Origin of the sequence: Serratia sp. Ag1 (assembly GCF_000743355.1) — a bacterium.
Taxonomy (GTDB): Bacteria; Pseudomonadota; Gammaproteobacteria; order Enterobacterales; family Enterobacteriaceae; genus Chania.
The window spans coordinates 135445-152219 of record NZ_JQEI01000014.1 but is presented as its reverse complement, the minus strand read 5'-3'; the positions used below and the strand labels follow the sequence as shown (position 1 = coordinate 152219).

The 16775-nt window shown below is 54.8% G+C and carries 16 protein-coding genes; 10 read left to right on the top strand and 6 right to left on the bottom strand.

The genetic code is table 11. The annotated features are described in order from the left end of the window. The first annotated feature begins 59 nt into the window (after positions 1–59). Positions 60–800 (top strand): glucose 1-dehydrogenase, encoded by a 741-nt coding sequence (locus IV04_RS08900; RefSeq protein WP_037399596.1) that lies wholly within the window; start codon positions 60–62, stop codon positions 798–800. 120 nt (positions 801–920) lie between these two features. Here IV04_RS08900 and IV04_RS08895 read toward each other — a convergent pair whose 3' ends face one another. From IV04_RS08895 to IV04_RS08870, 6 genes are all read right to left on the bottom strand, one after another. Further along, positions 921–1229: a hypothetical protein gene (locus IV04_RS08895; protein ID WP_037399599.1), complete on the bottom strand. Its 309-nt coding sequence runs from the start codon at positions 1227–1229 to the stop codon at positions 921–923. Positions 1230–1292: 63 nt separating this feature from the next. Next, positions 1293–2333 (bottom strand): oxidoreductase, encoded by a 1041-nt coding sequence (locus IV04_RS08890; RefSeq protein WP_037399602.1) that lies wholly within the window; start codon positions 2331–2333, stop codon positions 1293–1295. Positions 2334–2412: 79 nt separating this feature from the next. Beyond that, complete coding sequence (gene araC / locus IV04_RS08885) at positions 2413–3330, bottom strand: arabinose operon transcriptional regulator AraC (RefSeq protein WP_037399604.1); 918 nt, start codon at positions 3328–3330, stop codon at positions 2413–2415. 23 nt (positions 3331–3353) lie between these two features. Then, positions 3354–4337 (bottom strand): L-arabinose ABC transporter permease AraH, encoded by a 984-nt coding sequence (gene araH / locus IV04_RS08880; protein WP_037399613.1) that lies wholly within the window; start codon positions 4335–4337, stop codon positions 3354–3356. Positions 4338–4354: 17 nt separating this feature from the next. Continuing rightward, entirely contained in the window at positions 4355–5878 is a 1524-nt protein-coding gene (gene araG, locus IV04_RS08875; RefSeq protein ID WP_037399616.1) for an L-arabinose ABC transporter ATP-binding protein AraG, read from the bottom strand. Between the two features lie 59 nt (positions 5879–5937). Further along, positions 5938–6921, bottom strand: coding sequence for an arabinose ABC transporter substrate-binding protein (locus IV04_RS08870; RefSeq protein WP_037400091.1), 984 nt, complete (start codon positions 6919–6921; stop codon positions 5938–5940). Between the two features lie 358 nt (positions 6922–7279). On the opposite strand from IV04_RS08870, the gene IV04_RS08865 reads away from it, so the two are divergent. The 9 genes from IV04_RS08865 to rsxC all read left to right on the top strand — a co-directional run bounded on the left by IV04_RS08865 (position 7280) and on the right by rsxC (position 16770). Further along, positions 7280–9001 (top strand): ribulokinase, encoded by a 1722-nt coding sequence (locus IV04_RS08865; protein ID WP_081893189.1) that lies wholly within the window; start codon positions 7280–7282, stop codon positions 8999–9001. A gap of 106 nt (positions 9002–9107) precedes the next feature. Further along, positions 9108–10613, top strand: a complete 1506-nt coding sequence (gene araA, locus IV04_RS08860; protein ID WP_037399619.1) for an L-arabinose isomerase — start codon at positions 9108–9110, stop codon at positions 10611–10613. 101 nt (positions 10614–10714) lie between these two features. Continuing rightward, positions 10715–12127, top strand: coding sequence for a glycoside hydrolase family 1 protein (locus IV04_RS08855; protein WP_037399622.1), 1413 nt, complete (start codon positions 10715–10717; stop codon positions 12125–12127). 171 nt (positions 12128–12298) lie between these two features. Further along, positions 12299–12571, top strand: a complete 273-nt coding sequence (locus tag IV04_RS08850; RefSeq protein WP_037399625.1) for a type II toxin-antitoxin system Phd/YefM family antitoxin — start codon at positions 12299–12301, stop codon at positions 12569–12571. A 2-nt stretch (positions 12572–12573) separates the two neighbouring features. Continuing rightward, positions 12574–12909 carry a type II toxin-antitoxin system RelE/ParE family toxin gene (locus tag IV04_RS08845; RefSeq protein ID WP_051916732.1) on the top strand — a complete coding sequence of 112 codons (336 nt, stop codon included), beginning with the start codon at positions 12574–12576 and terminating at the stop codon, positions 12907–12909. Positions 12910–12954: 45 nt separating this feature from the next. Next, positions 12955–13395: a DUF2569 domain-containing protein gene (locus IV04_RS08840; RefSeq protein WP_037399628.1), complete on the top strand. Its 441-nt coding sequence runs from the start codon at positions 12955–12957 to the stop codon at positions 13393–13395. Between the two features lie 123 nt (positions 13396–13518). Then, on the top strand, positions 13519–14100 hold the full coding sequence (rsxA, locus tag IV04_RS08835) for an electron transport complex subunit RsxA (RefSeq protein WP_037399631.1): 582 nt from the start codon (positions 13519–13521) through the stop codon (positions 14098–14100). Then, complete coding sequence (gene rsxB / locus IV04_RS08830) at positions 14100–14675, top strand: electron transport complex subunit RsxB (RefSeq protein ID WP_037399634.1); 576 nt, start codon at positions 14100–14102, stop codon at positions 14673–14675. Before rsxA ends, rsxB begins: the two co-directional genes overlap by 1 nt. Next, positions 14668–16770: an electron transport complex subunit RsxC gene (rsxC, locus tag IV04_RS08825; protein WP_037399636.1), complete on the top strand. Its 2103-nt coding sequence runs from the start codon at positions 14668–14670 to the stop codon at positions 16768–16770. The genes rsxB and rsxC overlap by 8 nt, the downstream gene beginning before the upstream one ends. Positions 16771–16775: the final 5 nt, after the last annotated feature.

Here is a 16775-nt window from a genome sequence, read left to right as displayed (position 1 = left end):
TATCATGGCATTAATCCTGGCTAATACTCATTGCCTAAATTATTTATAGGAATAAAGGCATGAATCAATTCGATGGCAAGGTAGCTGTAATCACTGGTGGGAACAGCGGTATTGGCTTGGCAACTGCACGTTTGTTACGTCAACAAGGGGCGCAGGTAGCGATCGCCGGGCGCAATAAAAACACGCTAGAACAGGCGGCGAACGAGCTAGGCGTTATGGCGATACAGACAGATGTCAGCCAACCACTGGAGCTGAAAGCTTTCTTTGACACGGTGGCCGAACGTTTCGGTCAGTTTGACTTACTTTTCGCCAATGCGGGCGTATTTCAAAGTAAATTGCTGCCAGAAGTCGATGAGGATCTGTTTGACTGGCACTTCAATATCAACGTTAAAGGCACCTACTTTTCCGTTCAGCATTGTCTGCCCCATTTGCGTGAAGGTGCATCAATAGTGCTCACCAGCTCAATCATGCAGGAAGCGGGCTGGCCAGGATGCAGTGTCTACTCGGCAACTAAAGCAGCGGTGCGCTCACTCGCCCGTAGCTTTGCCGCAGAGTTGGCGCCCCGCAAGATCAGAGTCAACGTGGTCGCCCCTGGTGTCACACAAACGCCTATCCTTGACTGGCCAGAGATGCCAGAACAGGAGCGTAATGCGGTACAGGATACGATACGTTCGCGTATCCCCATGGGGCGCTTTGCAGCGCCAGAGGAAATCGCCCAGGCGGTTCTTTATCTGGCAAGTTCGGCAACTTATATGACGGGTGGAGAAATCCTGCTAGATGGCGGCATGATCACCTTATAACCCCAACCTTGAGCGTAATGCAGGTCAGTTAAGCGCAAAACTGCGTAGCAAGTTGGAGCCCACTCTCCCAAGGGAGAGGGAACTGGTTAACCTTGATTGACACGCCTTCATCCTTGGCCGTTACTTTAACGGCCAAGGCAGCACCACCCGGTGGCTTTCCTCAATCAACGCGATGATCTCGGCGCGCGGGCCCGTAAGCCAGGCGTTGCTGTGGTAAAAACGCTGCAACGTTTGTTCCATTTCATCAACGTTATCAAACTGGCGCATCAGGTAGTAGGCATCTGACGCATGCAGAGAAAGACCATATTCCAACACCACCAAGCCTGCTTGTTGATGCAGTGGTACGCTACGTTGCTGCATGATGGCGTGAAAATCTTCGCCCGAACCCGCTTTCAGCCGGTATTGTAAAATTTCAACGACTTGAGTCATGGTTTATTCCGTTACCCCATGGGGCTGGCGCGCAAAACCTCTGCAACGCCAGCCATAATGGTGTCAAACAACCGGCAGCGCTTTTTGCTGCTTGGCCGATTCTATGCCCAGCTCGATCATTTCCATCACGCTGATTGCTTCGCTGGCCGGTACCGGATTGCTGCCTTCACCGTTGATCGCATCACGGATCGCAGCGTAATAGGCGGGATAATTGCCCGGAATAGTCAACAGTGGTTTCTCAGCCAGCACGCCATTACGTGACAACGTCACTACACCATCGCGCATGTCGTAGCCCCAATCCTCTTGTGGTAAGCGCTCCCCGGCTTTCAGGCGGTCTTCCTGTGGATCCAGACCAAACTTCACGAAGCTGCCTTGTGTACCATGTACGATATAGCGCGCACTTTCTGCTGCTGCCAATACCGTACCATGGAGTACCACGCGGCGTTTGCCGTAATTCAGCACCGCATGGAAGTAGTCCACCGACTGTGCTCCAGGGCGTAACTCGCCGAGATCGACAAACAGCGTTTCTGGTTTACCAAACAGCTGCAATACCTGATCGAGCAAATGCGGCCCCAAGTCATACCAGATACCGCTACCGACACCACCTTGTTCACGCCAACGCTGACGTATTTCCGGGCGGAAGCGATCGAAGTGGGATTCGAAATACACCACCTCGCCAAGCTCACCTTCTTTCAATAATGCTTTTAGCGTCAGAAAATCGCTGTCCCAACGGCGGTTATGGAATACCGAAAGCAGCAAGCCGCTCTGTTCGGCCTGCTGTTGCAGTTGCTGTGCTTGTGACAACGTCACGGTAAACGGCTTATCAACCACGACATGCTTGCCTGCGGCCATCGCCTGTTGCGCTAAGGGGAAGTGGGTATCGTTCGGGGTCGGGATCACAATCAGGTCAATCGACGGATCGTTGAACAAGGCTTGTGGATCGTTCACCACCGCCATCAACGGCCAGTCGGCATGCACTTTAGCGGCATCGCTACTGGAAACAGCAGCTAGCTCCATCCCCGACGTCCCGACTATCAGCGGTGCATGGAATGTTTTACTGGCGTAGCCGTAACCGACCAGCCCAACACGGATTTTTTCTGCCATGGTATTCCTCTCTTACGCAAACATCGATAAAGCCGATTTGACACCATGGCGCTGGCGCTCACAAGCGGTAAATTCACCTTCAGCGGGATGCAGCCGCTAAAGTGCGATCGCGAGCGTCGTTCGCCGGATAATTGATTTCCAGGCTACGACGGCGGAAATCGCTTGGGCTAACGCCCACACGCTTGCGGAATACCCGTGAGAAATAGAGTTGATCGTCATACCCCACCACACGGCCAATCGTGGCGATCGACTCTTGCGTGGTCTGCAGCAACAGTTTGGCGCGGATCACCCGCTGATCTTCACGCCAGCGCAGAATATTGATCCCCACCTGCTCACGGAACAAATGCGCCAAACGCGAAGGTGACAGGCAAACGTGCCGTGCCACTTCATCAATGCGCAACTCACCGGACAAGTTGCCGGTAATAAACTGGCAGGCTTCGATCACTCTTGGATCCATAATTTTCTGTGGGCTGAGGGGATCTTCCTCCATCGCCCGCAACAACAGGCGTTCGAGCAGATTCATGCCCATCTCTTCGGCAAAGCGACGGCCAGAGCGCTGGGTTTGCTCAATATTGGCAAACAGCCGATCAAACTCCAGCAACAGATTATTGTTGGGCAGAGTCAGGCGGCCCACCTCGTGAGTTTTGCTGTGCCACTCCAACCAGTCGGCCCAGTAGGCACGCGGGCGGAAGTAAACCCAGCGGTGATACCAGCAGTCGCTTTCCGGCGAACGGCCATAGTAGTGCGCCGCCTTGGGGGGGAACAGCAACAGATCGCCCGGATTGCAGTAAAAAGTGTCTTCACCGTCAAAGACTTTGCCCTGGCCTTTAATCGTCAGATTGAGGATATAGCCTTTCATCCCGCCAGGGCGATCGATAAAGAAATCCAGCGGCCCATCAGCCATGATGGGCGTCAGCCCGGCAACCAGATAGGCATTGAAGGTATAACCCGGCAATAACGGGTTCGGTTGAGGTTCATGAACTACACGCTGGTACATCTGGCCTCCAAAAGTGTCATGCTTCACACCGTGCGTTTGGCTTTCTGTTTATAGCGATCAAAAATCACTGCCGCCAACAGGATCACACCGCGCACCACGTATTGCGAAAACGGCGAGATATTCAGCAGGTTCATGGCATTTTCCACCGTCCCCAGGATCAGCACCCCGGCGATCACATAAGAGATCTTGCCAATCCCGCCCTTGAGCGAGACGCCACCCAGCACACAGGCCGAAATCACGATCAACTCATAGCCAATCGAGGTCATCGGCTGGCCGCTGGTCATACGCGAAGCCAGAATGATGCCCGCAGCGGCGGATACCAGCCCAGAAAGCACAAAAATGATGATTTTGGTGCGCACCACCGGCACCCCAGCCAGGCGAGCCGCTTCTTCGTTGCCGCCAATCGCCAGCGTATTACGGCCAAAAGTGGTTTTATTCAGTAAAAAACCAAACAGGATCAGGCAAACCACGGTGATCCAGATCGGTGCTGGCAGCCCCAGCCAGTTGGTGTTACCGAGTATAAAGAAGCGTTCATCCTCGATCCCCACCGCTTTACCGTCGGAAATGATGTAGGCCAATCCACGGAAGATCTGCATGGTAGCCAGCGTAGTGATCAGGGCATTGATTTTCAGCCGGGCGATCACAAAACCGTTGATCAGCCCAGAGAGCACGCCGAGCAACAGCCCTGCGCTAACACCGATCCACAGGCTTTCGGTCATGTTGATCACCACTGCGGCGGTGACACCCGCGCAGGCGATCACCGAGGCTACCGACAGATCGAAGTCGCCAGAAGCCAGGCAGAACAGCATGCCACAGGCCACCATGCCAGACATGGAGATCGCCAGGCCCAAGCCTTTCATATTAATAAAGCTGCCAAAGTTCGGCACAAACAGCGCACAGGCAATGAACAGCACCGCAAACACCACCAGCATGCCGTAGCTGTCCCAGATCCGCGCCAGCCCTTGGCCACTGCGGGTTTTTACAGATTCGGTCGTCATGGTAGACATCTCTTTCTCCTTCACAATCAGGCCACCGCCGCAGCGATATTTGGGGTACTCAGCATCGCCAGGCTGAGGGCTTGTTCCTCAGTGGCATCTTCATGGCTTAACTCACCGGAAATCGCCCCTTCACGCATCACAATGATGCGATCCGCCAGCCCCAGCACTTCCGGCAAATCGCTGGAAGCAAACAGCACCGCAATACCCTGCTGTGCCAACTGATAAATGACGTGGTAGATCTCATGCTTTGCCCCAACATCAATACCGCGCGTCGGTTCATCCAGCAGGATCACCTTCATCTCTTCCGACAGCCAGCGGCCAAGGATCGCCTTCTGCTGGTTACCACCGGAAAGGTTCATAATCAGTTGTTCAGCACTGGGGGTTTTGATGTTCAACGCACGAATGTGGTGATCGGCATTGCTGGTTTCCCAGGCGTTATTAATCAGGCAACCGGCTTTGATGCTTTTGCGGCGAGCGCTGATGTTGATATTGTCACGCACCGAATGCACCGGAATGATGCCGTCGATCTTGCGATCTTCCGGGCACAGCATGATCCCGGCGCGAATAGCATCGATCGGGGAGCGGATCGCCAGCGGTTGACCATCCAGCGTCAAACTGCCTGCACTGACCGAGGTCGCGCCAAAAATCCCTTTCATCAGTTCGCTGCGCCCGGCCCCCACTAAGCCAAACAGGCCGACAATCTCCCCGGCTCGCACGCTAAGATCGATCGGGGTTTTCACGCCCGTGGCTTTGAAACCGGCCAACCGCAAGCGTATCGCACCTAATTCACGCGCTTGATAGCCGTAAACATCGCCAAGATCGCGCCCTACCATCGCCTGCACCAGTTGAGCATTATTCACCTGCTGCATATCGTTGAACGTGCGCACGTAGCGGCCATCTTTAAACACGGTAATTGCATCGCTAAGGGCAAAAATCTCTTCCATGCGGTGCGATACATACAGGATCACCCGCCCCTCGGCACGCAGTTCGCGGATCACCCGGAACAGTTGTTCGATCTCACGAGCAGACAGCGAACTGGTCGGTTCGTCAAAGGCGATCACTTTGGCATTGCGCGCCAGTGCCTTGGCGATCTCCACCATTTGCCACTGACCGATCGACAGGTACTTGAGCGGCGTATCCGGATCGATGTCCAGGCCAAGGTGCTCCAGTTGCAAACCAGCCTCGTAACGCAGCAATCTACGATCCACCAGCCCGAGCTTGGTGGGCAGTTGACCAAGATAGATGTTCTCGGCCACCGTCATTTCCGGCACCAGATGCAATTCCTGATAGATAATCGCCACACCAGCGTTCAACGCTTCGGTGGTATTGCTGAACTGCACCGGCTGACCATTGAGAATGATTTCACCCTGGCTCGGAACATAATTGCCACTGAGGATCTTCAGCAGCGTGGACTTGCCCGCACCGTTCTCCCCCATCAGCGCGTGGATCTGCCCGGCCTGACAGCTAAAGCTGATATCATCCAATGCTTTTACGCCGGGGAAGCTTTTACCGATGCCTTTAAAAGCCAGATAGGGCGTTACGGCGGTCATAATGCTTTCCTCATGGTGTTGACACAAAGCCGCCCGCGTAACGCAGGCGGCACAACAAATTACATCAGGCCTTTTTTCTGCAGTTCGGTTTTAAAGTTGTCGCGGGTGATCAGCACCACGTCGGTCACTTCGGTGAACTTTTGTGGTTCTGCGCCTTTTTCTACCCAGTCATGCAGCATTTGGATGCTCTTATAGCCATGAATATCGGGGCTTGGCAGCAGGGAGCCATAGAAACCGGTCGACTGCGCTTTAGAGAGTTCACTGACCGCATCAACGCCGTTGATGCCAATACCGATGACGTTTGGTGCTTTAAAGCCCTGGCCTTCGGTCGCGCGCACACCGCCCAGCACGGTGTTGTCGTTCATGCCGACGATCAGCCAGTTTTTCACTTCTGGATGCTGCACCAGCATAGAGTTAGCCGCGTCGAATGCCCCTGGGATATCATTAGATTTGGTCGGGACTTTATAGATCTGCTTTTCTGGGAAGCCCGCTGCTTTCAGCGCGGCCATCGACCCGCCAGTGCGGCGGCGGGCGGTGTCCAGCTCATCCGCCGTGATCGCCATCACGCCAGTATCCGTCACTTTCCAACCGCGCTTGTTCATCTCATTCCACAGCTCCTGGCCCTGACGCTCGCCGATTTTGGTCGCTGCCATCATCACCAACGGTACGCTGTCCATCGGAACGCCTTTGGCATTAACGAACTGATCGTCAACCGCGATCACTTTCAGATCGTAACTGCGCGCCTTGGCCACAATCGCCGAACCGAGCTTCGGATCGGGCGTACAGATAACAAACCCCTTCGCACCGCTGGCCGCCAGACTGTCGATGGCGTTCAGGGTTTTCTCCCCATCCGGCACGGCGATTTTGATCACCTCAAACCCGAGATCTTTCCCGGCTTTGTCGGCGAAATTCCATTCGGTCTGGAACCAGGGTTCCTCTGGTTGTTTAACTAAAAAGCCCAGCTTCATGGTCTCGGCGATAGCCGAATGTGACATAACCGCCGTCAGACCGATGACCGCCAGTGCCTTAGTGAATTTATGCATGATGCTCTCCGCTGTGTTGTTTTCTGCAGCAGTGAAACGGGCTTGCTGTGAAAACGTTATCATTAGGGTATCAATCACGGCATAGCGCTTATTGCGCGCCATCTTCCGATCTCAACAGTAAGACGGGAACAGTTTTAACGGGTATTTGTTACCCAAATGTAGAGCGCTATCACATCCAGGAATAACAGCAGATATATCCATATATTCAGCAAATTTGGCCCGTAGATAACTTTTGACTGCCATCACAAAATGACTGCAGGGAGCAGAAAAGTGCATACTTCCAGCTAACCGCTCCTCACCTGCCTCGCCCCCGCGCTCCTATCGTTAATCACTGTCTAACAACGAAGGAGTCAGCATCATGACGGCAGGCGCGATCACCCTGGGACTGGACTTTGGCAGCGATTCGGTAAGGGTACTGGCTGTCGAGTGCCATAATGGCAATGAACTGGATACCGAGGTGGTTTACTACCCTCGCTGGCAACGCGGTGAATTTTGCCACGCGGCAGAAAACCAGTTTCGCCACCATCCGCTTGACTATATCGAAGCCATGGAACAGGCAATTGTCGCTGTGGTACAGCGCATGAGCCCAACACAGCGGCAAGCGGTGATCGGCATTGGCGTCGACTCCACCGGCTCCACCCCTGCACCGATCGATGAAAACGGCGATGTGCTGGCGCTGCGCCCGGAATTTGCCAGCAACCCCAACGCCATGTTTGTGTTGTGGAAAGATCACACCGCGATTGAAGAAGCCGATGCCATTAACCAACTGTGCCGCAGCGGTGATTTCCCCGATTATTCGCGCTATATCGGCGGTGTTTATTCCTCCGAATGGTTCTGGGCCAAGATCCTGCATGTTTCACGCCAGGATGCCGCCGTTCGTCAAGCTGCCGCTTCCTGGGTAGAACTGTGTGACTGGGTGCCCGCGCTGCTTTCCGGTACCACCGCACCGCACCAGTTGAAACGTGGCCGTTGCAGCGTCGGGCATAAAACCCTGTGGCACCCGGATTGGGGTGGCTTGCCACCAAAAGCGTTCTTTGCAGCGCTGGATCCGTTGCTGGTGAACGATTTGCCCTATCCGCTGTTTACCGGCTCTTACACTGCCGATCTGCCCGTCGGTACGCTAACCAAAGCCTGGGCGCAACGGCTGGGGCTGCCTGAGAGCGTGGTGCTTTCCGGCGGGGCTTTTGACTGCCATATGGGGGCGGTTGGGGCCGGAGCCCAGCCTTATACGCTGGTGAAAGTGATTGGCACTTCGACTTGCGACATCCTGATCGCCGAACGTCAACGCGTGGGCGAACGCGCCATCGGTGGCATCTGCGGCCAGGTGGACGGCAGCGTAGTACCAGAGACTATCGGCATGGAGGCAGGGCAATCCGCTTTTGGCGATATGTATGCCTGGTTCAGCCGCCTGCTCAGTTGGCCATTGCGCGAGGCTGCCAAAAATCAGCCGCAGTTGCAGGCGCAGCTACAACAGATTGAAAACGGCATGCTGCAGGCTCTGACCGCCGCCTGGGCGGAAAACCCGTCGCTTGACCACTTGCCGGTAGTGCTGGACTGGTTTAATGGCCGCCGCACGCCCTATGCCAACCAGCGCCTCAAAGGCGTGATCGCCGATCTGAACCTCGGCACCGATGCCCCCACCCTGTTTGGTGGCTTTATCGCCGCTACCGCTTTTGGTGCTCGCGCCATTATGGAGTGCTTTGAGCAGCAGGATATTCCTGTCGATAACGTGCTGGCATTAGGCGGCATTGCCCGCAAGTCACCCGCGATCATGCAGGTTTGTGCCGACGTGATGAACCGCCCGCTGCAGATTGTCGCTTCCGATCAATGCTGCGCTCTGGGGGCTGCGATCTTCGCCGCCGTTGCCGCCGAACATTTCAGCGACGTCCCGCAGGCACAACAGCAGATGGCTTGCAGTATCGAACGCACTCTGCAGCCTAACCCACAGCGGGTGGCACGTTATCAGCAATTGTATGAGCGTTATCAGCAGTGGTGCCAGGCCGCTGAGCCGCGCTATACCCTTCATACTTCAAGTTGCTTGGGTGTTGGCTTCCCTCACTCACCCCAGTCACTTACTTGAGTAAGCTCCTGGGGCTTCGTTCGGTTGCCACCTACAAGCAACTCGAATTATTTTGGGTATATACCACACAGCTTTAATTTATTTCCTTTATTATCAGGAGTCTTTGATGAACGTCTTCAAACAGCGTGAAGTCTGGTTCGTGATCGGCAGCCAGCATCTGTATGGCCCGAAAACCTTGCAGCAGGTAAAAGAAAACGCCGAACAGGTAGTTAATCGCCTCAATAGTGAAGCTGGTCTGCCGGTAAAACTGGTGCTGAAACCCCTGGTCACTACACCGGATGAAATCACCGCCGTCTGCCGCGACGCCAACTATCATCAGGGCTGTATCGGTATCCTTACCTGGCTGCACACCTTCTCTCCGGCAAAAATGTGGATTGCCGGGCTGTCGATTCTCAACAAACCGCTGTTGCAGTTCCATACCCAGTTCAACGCTGAAATTCCCTGGAACAGCATGGATATGGACTTTATGAATCTGAACCAGACCGCCCACGGTGGCCGCGAATTCGGATTTATTGGCGCACGCATGCGCCAGCAACACAGCGTGATCGCAGGGCATTGGCAGGATCCTGCCGCACATCAGCGTATTGCCCAATGGATGCGTGTGGCCGCCGCCAAGCAGGAGAGCCAGCAACTGAAAGTGGCACGCTTTGGCGACAATATGCGCGAAGTGGCAGTAACCGACGGCGACAAAGTGGGGGCGCAAATCCAGTTCGGTTACTCGGTCAACGCCTATGGCATCGGTGATTTGGTCAGCGTGATCAACGAAGTGAGTAAAGGTGACGTCAATACGCTAATCGAAGAGTACGAAGCCAGTTATGAACTCAGCGATGTCGTGAAAAGTCACGGCGCGAAACGTGAGAATCTGCTGGACGCCGCCCGCATCGAGCTGGGGATGAAACGCTTTCTGGAGCAGGGTAAATTCCACGCCTTCACCACCAACTTTGAAGACCTGCACGGTATGAAGCAGTTGCCGGGGCTAGCCGTACAACGCCTGATGCAGCAAGGCTACGGCTTTGGCGGCGAAGGCGATTGGAAAACCGCCGCTCTGTTGCGCATTCTGAAGGTCATGGGTTCAGGCTTAAACGGTGGCACTTCGTTTATGGAAGATTACACCTACAACTTCCAGCCGGGTAACGATCTGGTGGTAGGGTCGCATATGCTGGAAGTGTGCCCATCGATCGCCAAAGAGCAAAAACCACTGCTGGATGTTCAGCGCCTAGGCATCGGCGGCAAAGCCGATCCGGCCCGCCTGATTTTCTCTACTCCGGCAGGCCCGGCGGTGAACGCCAGCCTGATCGACATGGGCGATCGCTTCCGCCTGCTGGTGAATCAGGTCGATACCATTGAACAACCTCACCCGTTACCAAAACTGCCGGTAGCCCGCGCCATCTGGCGAGCACAGCCAACGCTGGCAACGGCGGCAGAGGCCTGGATCCTCGGCGGCGGTGCGCACCATACAGTGTTCTCACAAGCCATCAATGCCGATTATCTGCGCCTGTATGCCGAAATGCATAACATCGAATTCCTGCTGATTGACAATGCCACCAACCTACCGGCCTTCAAGAATGAAATCCGCTGGAATGAAGTCTATTTCCAACTGAATCGCCGTTAACCTGCCATAAAACTGCAACCGGTTTCTGAAACCGGTTGCAAAAACATTTCCAATCCACATAAACTATCCTCAAGTTACCTTCCTACAAAGAGAGAATAGTTATGTCTGCTTTCCCGAAAGATTTCCTCTGGGGTGCGGCCAGCGCAGCGTATCAGGTTGAAGGTGCGCATGATGTTGACGGTAAAGGCCCTTCCATCTGGGATACCTTCTCCCACCTGCCAGGCACCACCTACCAGGGCACCAATGGCGATGTCGCCGTCGATCACTACCATCGTTTCCGTGAAGACGTGGCGCTGATGGCGGAGATGGGCTTGCAAAGTTACCGGTTTTCCATTTCCTGGCCACGCCTGCTGCCACAGGGCCGTGGCACCATCAACGAAGCCGGGGTCAAGTTCTACAGCGATCTGATCGATGCACTGCTGGAACATAACATCGAACCGATGATTACCCTGTACCACTGGGATCTGCCGCAAGCATTGCAGGACGAAGGCGGTTGGGAAGCACGCAGCACCGCAGAGGCCTTCGAGGAGTATGCCCGCCTGTGCTACCAGCGTTATGGCGATCGCGTCAAGCTCTGGTCAACCTTCAATGAAACCGTCTGCTTTATCGGTTTTGGCTACATCACTGGCGGTCACCCACCGGGTATAAAAGAACCTGCGCGCGCGTTGCAGGCCTGCCACCACGTGTTTGTCGCCCATGCCAAAGCGGTGGCAGCATTCCGCACCAGCGGGATCGAGGGCAAAATCGGCTTTGTTAACGTGTTGCAGACCCATACCCCACTCAGCCAGTCTCCAGACGATCTGGCCGCCTATCAGCTGGCGGAAGGCATTTTCACCCACTGGTTGTACGATCCGGTGCTGAAAGGCGAATACCCGGCAGAATTGCTGGCGCAAGCCCAGGCTGTATGGGGTGTGCCGCAGTTTGCTCCAGGTGATGAACAGCTCTTGAGCAACAATATCTGTGACTTTATCGGCCTGAACTACTACAAACGTGAAACCATCGCCGCCAACCAGCAAGAATCACACCTGACCATGAATACCTCGGGCGAAAAAGGCAAAGGCCACCAGCAAGGTAGCGAATTCGGTTTCAAAGGGCTGTTCAAGTTCGTGCGGAACCCGAACGGGGTTTATACCGATTGGGACTGGGAGATTTATCCGCAGGGCCTGACCGAAGGCATCATGAACATCAAAGCACGTTATGGCGATATTCCAATGTATATCACCGAAAACGGCTTAGGTGCCAAAGATCCGATTATTGATGGTGAAGTGGTGGATGACGATCGTATCGATTATCTGCGCCAACATATCAATGCCGTTGAAGACGCCATCAAGCAAGGTGCCGACGTGCGTGGCTACTATCCGTGGTCGTTTATCGACTTGCTGAGCTGGCTCAATGGCTTCCAGAAGCAATACGGCTTTGTTTATGTGGATCACAACAAAGATCTGGCGCGCCAACGCAAGAAAAGCTTCTTCTGGTATCAGAAGCTGATCGGCAGTAATGGAGCGGAGCGGTAATTTTGCAGGCGGGCTCTGCTGAGCCCGCCGATTGTTTTTGAGCTAGAGATAAAAGTGGCAACACTTGCTTCTGACCAGCCATTCCCTTCTGGCACCCTTTTCATTTATCGCCTAATATGGGTATAAATAGGTACGATTCGTACCGTTTTGTACTGATAAAGGGGGTAGCAAATGCACAGTTTCACGGCCAGTGAAGCCAAGATCCAGTTTGGGGAAGTCATCAGCAAAGCGATGCGCGAACCTGTCAGCATTACCAAAAATGGCCGCCCGAAGGTAGTGGTGATGTCTTATGAAGACTTCAACGCTTTTGAAGAACTCAAGCGGCAAAATCTGAAAGCTGTTTTGGCAAAGTCCATTGCCCAAGCGGAAAGAGGCCAACTGCACGATCTCGACGATGTCTTCAGTGACCTGACGCCAGATGAACTGAAGCAGGCAGAGGGATAAGAATGACCGTCAGATTTACTACTGACGCCAAGGTTCAGTTTCGTAAAATCCGCGCCTATTCACAACAGCGGTGGGGAAAAGAAATTGCTGACCTATACGCACAATCTATCCGCACTATTCTGACTGAAATGCTTGACCACCATCCTTCTCCGGGGCTAGCCCGAGAGGAGTTAGGGCCAGGAATCAAGAGTTTCCCCTGTGAAAGCCATATGCTTTACTATCGCGAAACTTCATATGGCATCGAGGTGCTCGCGGTACTCCACCAAACACAGGAACCGCTGCGCCACCTGCAACCGAATATACCGCCTGCTGGTGACGAATCGCCCCTAACCCGTTAAGCTATGCGGCTTATCACGCCAAATCATGTCACTCAGGATACCGTTATGACTCAAGCTGAATATTCCCGCATCGGCGGTTGGCTGCTGGCCCCCATGGCCTATCTGATCGTCACCTTGCTTAGCGCCAGCCTGATGTTGATGCTGTACGGTATGGCGATCTTTATGCCGGAATCGCGCGAATACCTGATCACTAATGCCCAAGCGTTCACCATGCAATGGTATTTCTCCGTGCTCACCGCGTTGGTGATGTGGGGCTTCACCCTGTATCTGCTGTGGCTGTTCTGCCAACGTTCGCAGCGTTTCCCTAAACTGTTTCTGCTCTGGTTGCTGATCACCGTGCTGCTGGCGATCAAAACCTTTGCTTTCTCCCCGGTGTCGGACGAGATGGCGGTGCGTAGCCTGATGTGGCCGCTGCTGATGGCGGCATTGCTGGTGCCCTATATCAAACGCTCCCAGCGGGTAAAGGGCACTTTTGTCGAGCGATAGCCATCCCGCAGGGCAAATTTTCATCAAAAGACACAAAAAAGCGCTATACCCCTGCGATTCATCGGTTGTCGTTATGCCGCCAATTCCCGATAATAGGCGGCTTTTATTTTTTTAGGCATCGCAATGACCGAATACCTGCTTCTGTTTGTCGGCACCGTGCTGGTGAATAACTTTGTCCTGGTGAAGTTTCTGGGCCTGTGCCCATTTATGGGCGTTTCCAAAAAACTGGAAAGCGCCATCGGCATGGGAATGGCCACCACATTCGTGATGACCATGGCCTCTGTCTGCGCCTGGCTCATCAACAGCTTTATCCTGATCCCGCTGGATCTGGTGTATCTGCGCACGCTGTCCTTCATCCTGGTGATCGCCGTTGTGGTGCAATTTACCGAAATGGTGGTGCGCAAAACCAGCCCGGCGCTGTATCGCCTGCTGGGGATCTTTCTGCCGCTGATCACCACCAACTGTGCCGTGCTGGGTGTGGCGTTGCTTAACGTCAACTTGGGTTATAACTTCCTGCAATCTGCGGTCTATGGCTTTAGCGCTGCCGCAGGTTTTTCGCTGGTGATGGTGCTGTTCGCCGCCATCCGTGAACGCTTGGCGGTCGCCGACGTGCCAGCCCCGTTTCGTGGTTCTTCAATTGCGCTGATCACCGCCGGGCTGATGTCGCTGGCCTTTATGGGCTTCACTGGATTGGTGAAATTCTGATGACCGCGTTGTGGATAGCCGTTGCTGCATTGAGTACATTGGGGCTGCTGTTTGGCGTGGTGTTGGGTTTTGCCGCACGCCGCTTTGAAGTAGAAGAAGATCCGATTGCCGAGCAGGTGGATGAGATCCTGCCGCAAAGCCAGTGTGGCCAATGCGGCTACCCCGGCTGCCGCCCGTATGCCGAAGCCGTCGCCAATGGCGAAATGATCAACAAATGCGCCCCCGGTGGCGAGCAGGTCATGCTGAAACTGGCAGAATTGCTCAATGTCGAACCGCAACCGCTGGACGGCGGCGAAGCGGTTGCCGAACCGGTGCGTAAAGTCGCGTTTATCGATGAAGCCAACTGCATCGGTTGCACCAAATGCATTCAAGCCTGCCCGGTCGACGCCATTGTTGGCGCCACCCGCGCGATGCACACGGTGATAGCCGATCTCTGTACCGGCTGCGACCTGTGCGTCGCCCCCTGCCCAACCGATTGTATTGAAATGAAACCGGTCGCCACCACTACCGCCAACTGGAAGTGGGATATGCAGGCTATTCCGGTGCAAGTGATTCACGTGGAGCAACATGTTTAATCTGTTCACCGCCTTCAAAAAAGACCGGATTTGGGATTTCAACGGTGGTATTCATCCACCCGAAATGAAAACCCAATCCAGCGGTGTGCCGCTGCGCGTGGTTCCCCTGCCGGACGTATTTATCATCCCGCTGCAACAGCATTTGGGGCCAGAGGGCGAGTTGTGCGTTAAGGCTGGCGATCGGGTATTGAAAGGCCAACCGCTGACCTTTGGCCGTGGCCGCACGCTGCCGGTCCATGCGCCTACTTCAGGAATCATTCGCGCCATTGAACCCCGTGTGACAGCCCATCCCTCCGGATTGGCAGAGCCATGCGTGATCATTGAGCCGGACGGAGAAGATCGCTGGTGTGAGCTGGCGCCCGTGGCGGATTACCGCCAATTAAATGCAGAAGATTTGATCCAACGTATCCACCAGGCCGGAATTGCCGGTTTGGGCGGCGCAGGGTTCCCCACCGCCAGTAAGTTACAGGGCGGCAACCACCAGGTAGAAACGCTGATCCTGAATGCCGCTGAATGTGAACCTTACATTACAGCCGACGATCGTTTGATGCAGGAACATGCCGCTCAGATTATTGAAGGTACTCAGATCCTGCGTCATCTACTGCAACCCAAGCTGACGCTGATCGGCATTGAGGATAACAAACCGCAGGCAATCGCCGCGTTAAAAACCGCATTGCGCGATCATACTGATATCGCACTGCGCGTTATTCCTACCAAATACCCCTCCGGTGGAGCCAAGCAGCTAACCAAGATCCTGACCGGCCAAGAAGTGCCGCATGGCAAGCATTCATCCTCTATCGGGGTGTTGATGCAAAACGTCGGCACTGCGTTCGCCATCAAGCGCGCGATTGTGGATGGTGAGCCGCTGATTGAACGTGTGGTCACTTTAACGGGCGATGCGATGAGCCAACCGGGCAACGTCTGGGCGCGCCTTGGCACGCCGGTTCAGCATCTGTTGGCGTTTGGCGGTTTCCAACCACAGGCACAAACGCAGCAGATGGTGATCATGGGTGGCCCACTGATGGGCTTTACTTTGCCCTCTCTGGACGTGCCGGTGGTCAAAATCAGCAACTGCCTGTTGGCCCCAACGATCAACGAAATGGCAGCACAGGAACAGGAGCAATCCTGCATCCGTTGCGGGTTGTGCGTTGATGCCTGCCCTGCCGGGCTGCTGCCGCAGCAGCTTTACTGGTTCAGTAAAGGTAACGAACACGAGAAAGCGCGTAACCATAACCTGTTCGATTGCATTGAATGCGGTGCATGCGCTTATGTCTGCCCGAGTAATATTCCGCTGGTGCAGTACTACCGCCAAGAAAAAGCGGAGATCAAAGCGCTGGATCAGGAAGCAACCCGCACCGCAGAAGCCAAGGCGCGTTATGAAGCTAAACTGGCACGATTAGAGCGTGAAAAATTGGCGCGGGAAGAACGCCATAAAAAAGCCGCAGTGACGTTGACTGACAGCGATCAGGACGCCGTCAGCGCCGCTCTGGCGCGAGTGCGCAGCAAAAACAGTGCAGCCGCGGGCATGATAATTACCGGGATAGAACCAGACAACAGTGCTGCTATTGCCGCTCGCGAAGCGCGTAAGGCACAGGCCAGAGAGCGTAAGGCTCAGTTAGTCCCAACGGAATCCCAAGTAACTCAAGCAGTAACCGAAGAAACCGATCCGCGCAAGGCGGCGGTTGCCGCCACGCTCGCTCGTGTGAAAGCCAAGAAAGCCGCACAGCAGGCAGCCCCAACGGTTACCGCTGAACCGGCTGAGTCTGCAACGGAACAAGATCCACGCAAAGCCGCCGTTGCCGCCGCGCTCGCTCGCGTGAAAGCCAAGAAAGCCGCACAGCAGGCCACCCCGGCGGTTACCGCTGAACCGGTTGAACCCGCAGCGGAACAAGATCCGCGCAAAGCCGCCGTTGCCGCTGCCATTGCACGCGTGAAAGCCAAGAAAGCCGCACAGCAGGCAACCCCAACGGTTACCGATGAATCGGCTGAACACTTAGCGGAACAAGATCCACGCAAAGCCGCCGTTGCCGCTGCCATTGCACGCGTAAAGGCGAAGAAGGCGGCGCAACAACTCGCCACTGCGGATAAAGAGTAATGAAG

Bases quoted from the DNA above. Each gene is read 5' to 3' on its own strand.
- IV04_RS08900 (WP_037399596.1), top strand. From the start codon at position 60: ATGAATCAATTCGATGGCAAGGTAGCTGTAATCACTGGTGGGAACAGC.
- IV04_RS08895 (WP_037399599.1), bottom strand. From the start codon at position 1,229: ATGACTCAAGTCGTTGAAATTTTACAATACCGGCTGAAAGCGGGTTCG.
- IV04_RS08890 (WP_037399602.1), bottom strand. From the start codon at position 2,333: ATGGCAGAAAAAATCCGTGTTGGGCTGGTCGGTTACGGCTACGCCAGT.
- araC (WP_037399604.1), bottom strand. From the start codon at position 3,330: ATGTACCAGCGTGTAGTTCATGAACCTCAACCGAACCCGTTATTGCCG.
- araH (WP_037399613.1), bottom strand. From the start codon at position 4,337: ATGTCTACCATGACGACCGAATCTGTAAAAACCCGCAGTGGCCAAGGG.
- araG (WP_037399616.1), bottom strand. From the start codon at position 5,878: ATGACCGCCGTAACGCCCTATCTGGCTTTTAAAGGCATCGGTAAAAGC.
- IV04_RS08870 (WP_037400091.1), bottom strand. From the start codon at position 6,921: ATGCATAAATTCACTAAGGCACTGGCGGTCATCGGTCTGACGGCGGTT.
- IV04_RS08865 (WP_081893189.1), top strand. From the start codon at position 7,280: ATGACGGCAGGCGCGATCACCCTGGGACTGGACTTTGGCAGCGATTCG.
- araA (WP_037399619.1), top strand. From the start codon at position 9,108: ATGAACGTCTTCAAACAGCGTGAAGTCTGGTTCGTGATCGGCAGCCAG.
- IV04_RS08855 (WP_037399622.1), top strand. From the start codon at position 10,715: ATGTCTGCTTTCCCGAAAGATTTCCTCTGGGGTGCGGCCAGCGCAGCG.
- IV04_RS08850 (WP_037399625.1), top strand. From the start codon at position 12,299: ATGCACAGTTTCACGGCCAGTGAAGCCAAGATCCAGTTTGGGGAAGTC.
- IV04_RS08845 (WP_051916732.1), top strand. From the start codon at position 12,574: ATGACCGTCAGATTTACTACTGACGCCAAGGTTCAGTTTCGTAAAATC.
- IV04_RS08840 (WP_037399628.1), top strand. From the start codon at position 12,955: ATGACTCAAGCTGAATATTCCCGCATCGGCGGTTGGCTGCTGGCCCCC.
- rsxA (WP_037399631.1), top strand. From the start codon at position 13,519: ATGACCGAATACCTGCTTCTGTTTGTCGGCACCGTGCTGGTGAATAAC.
- rsxB (WP_037399634.1), top strand. From the start codon at position 14,100: ATGACCGCGTTGTGGATAGCCGTTGCTGCATTGAGTACATTGGGGCTG.
- rsxC (WP_037399636.1), top strand. From the start codon at position 14,668: ATGTTTAATCTGTTCACCGCCTTCAAAAAAGACCGGATTTGGGATTTC.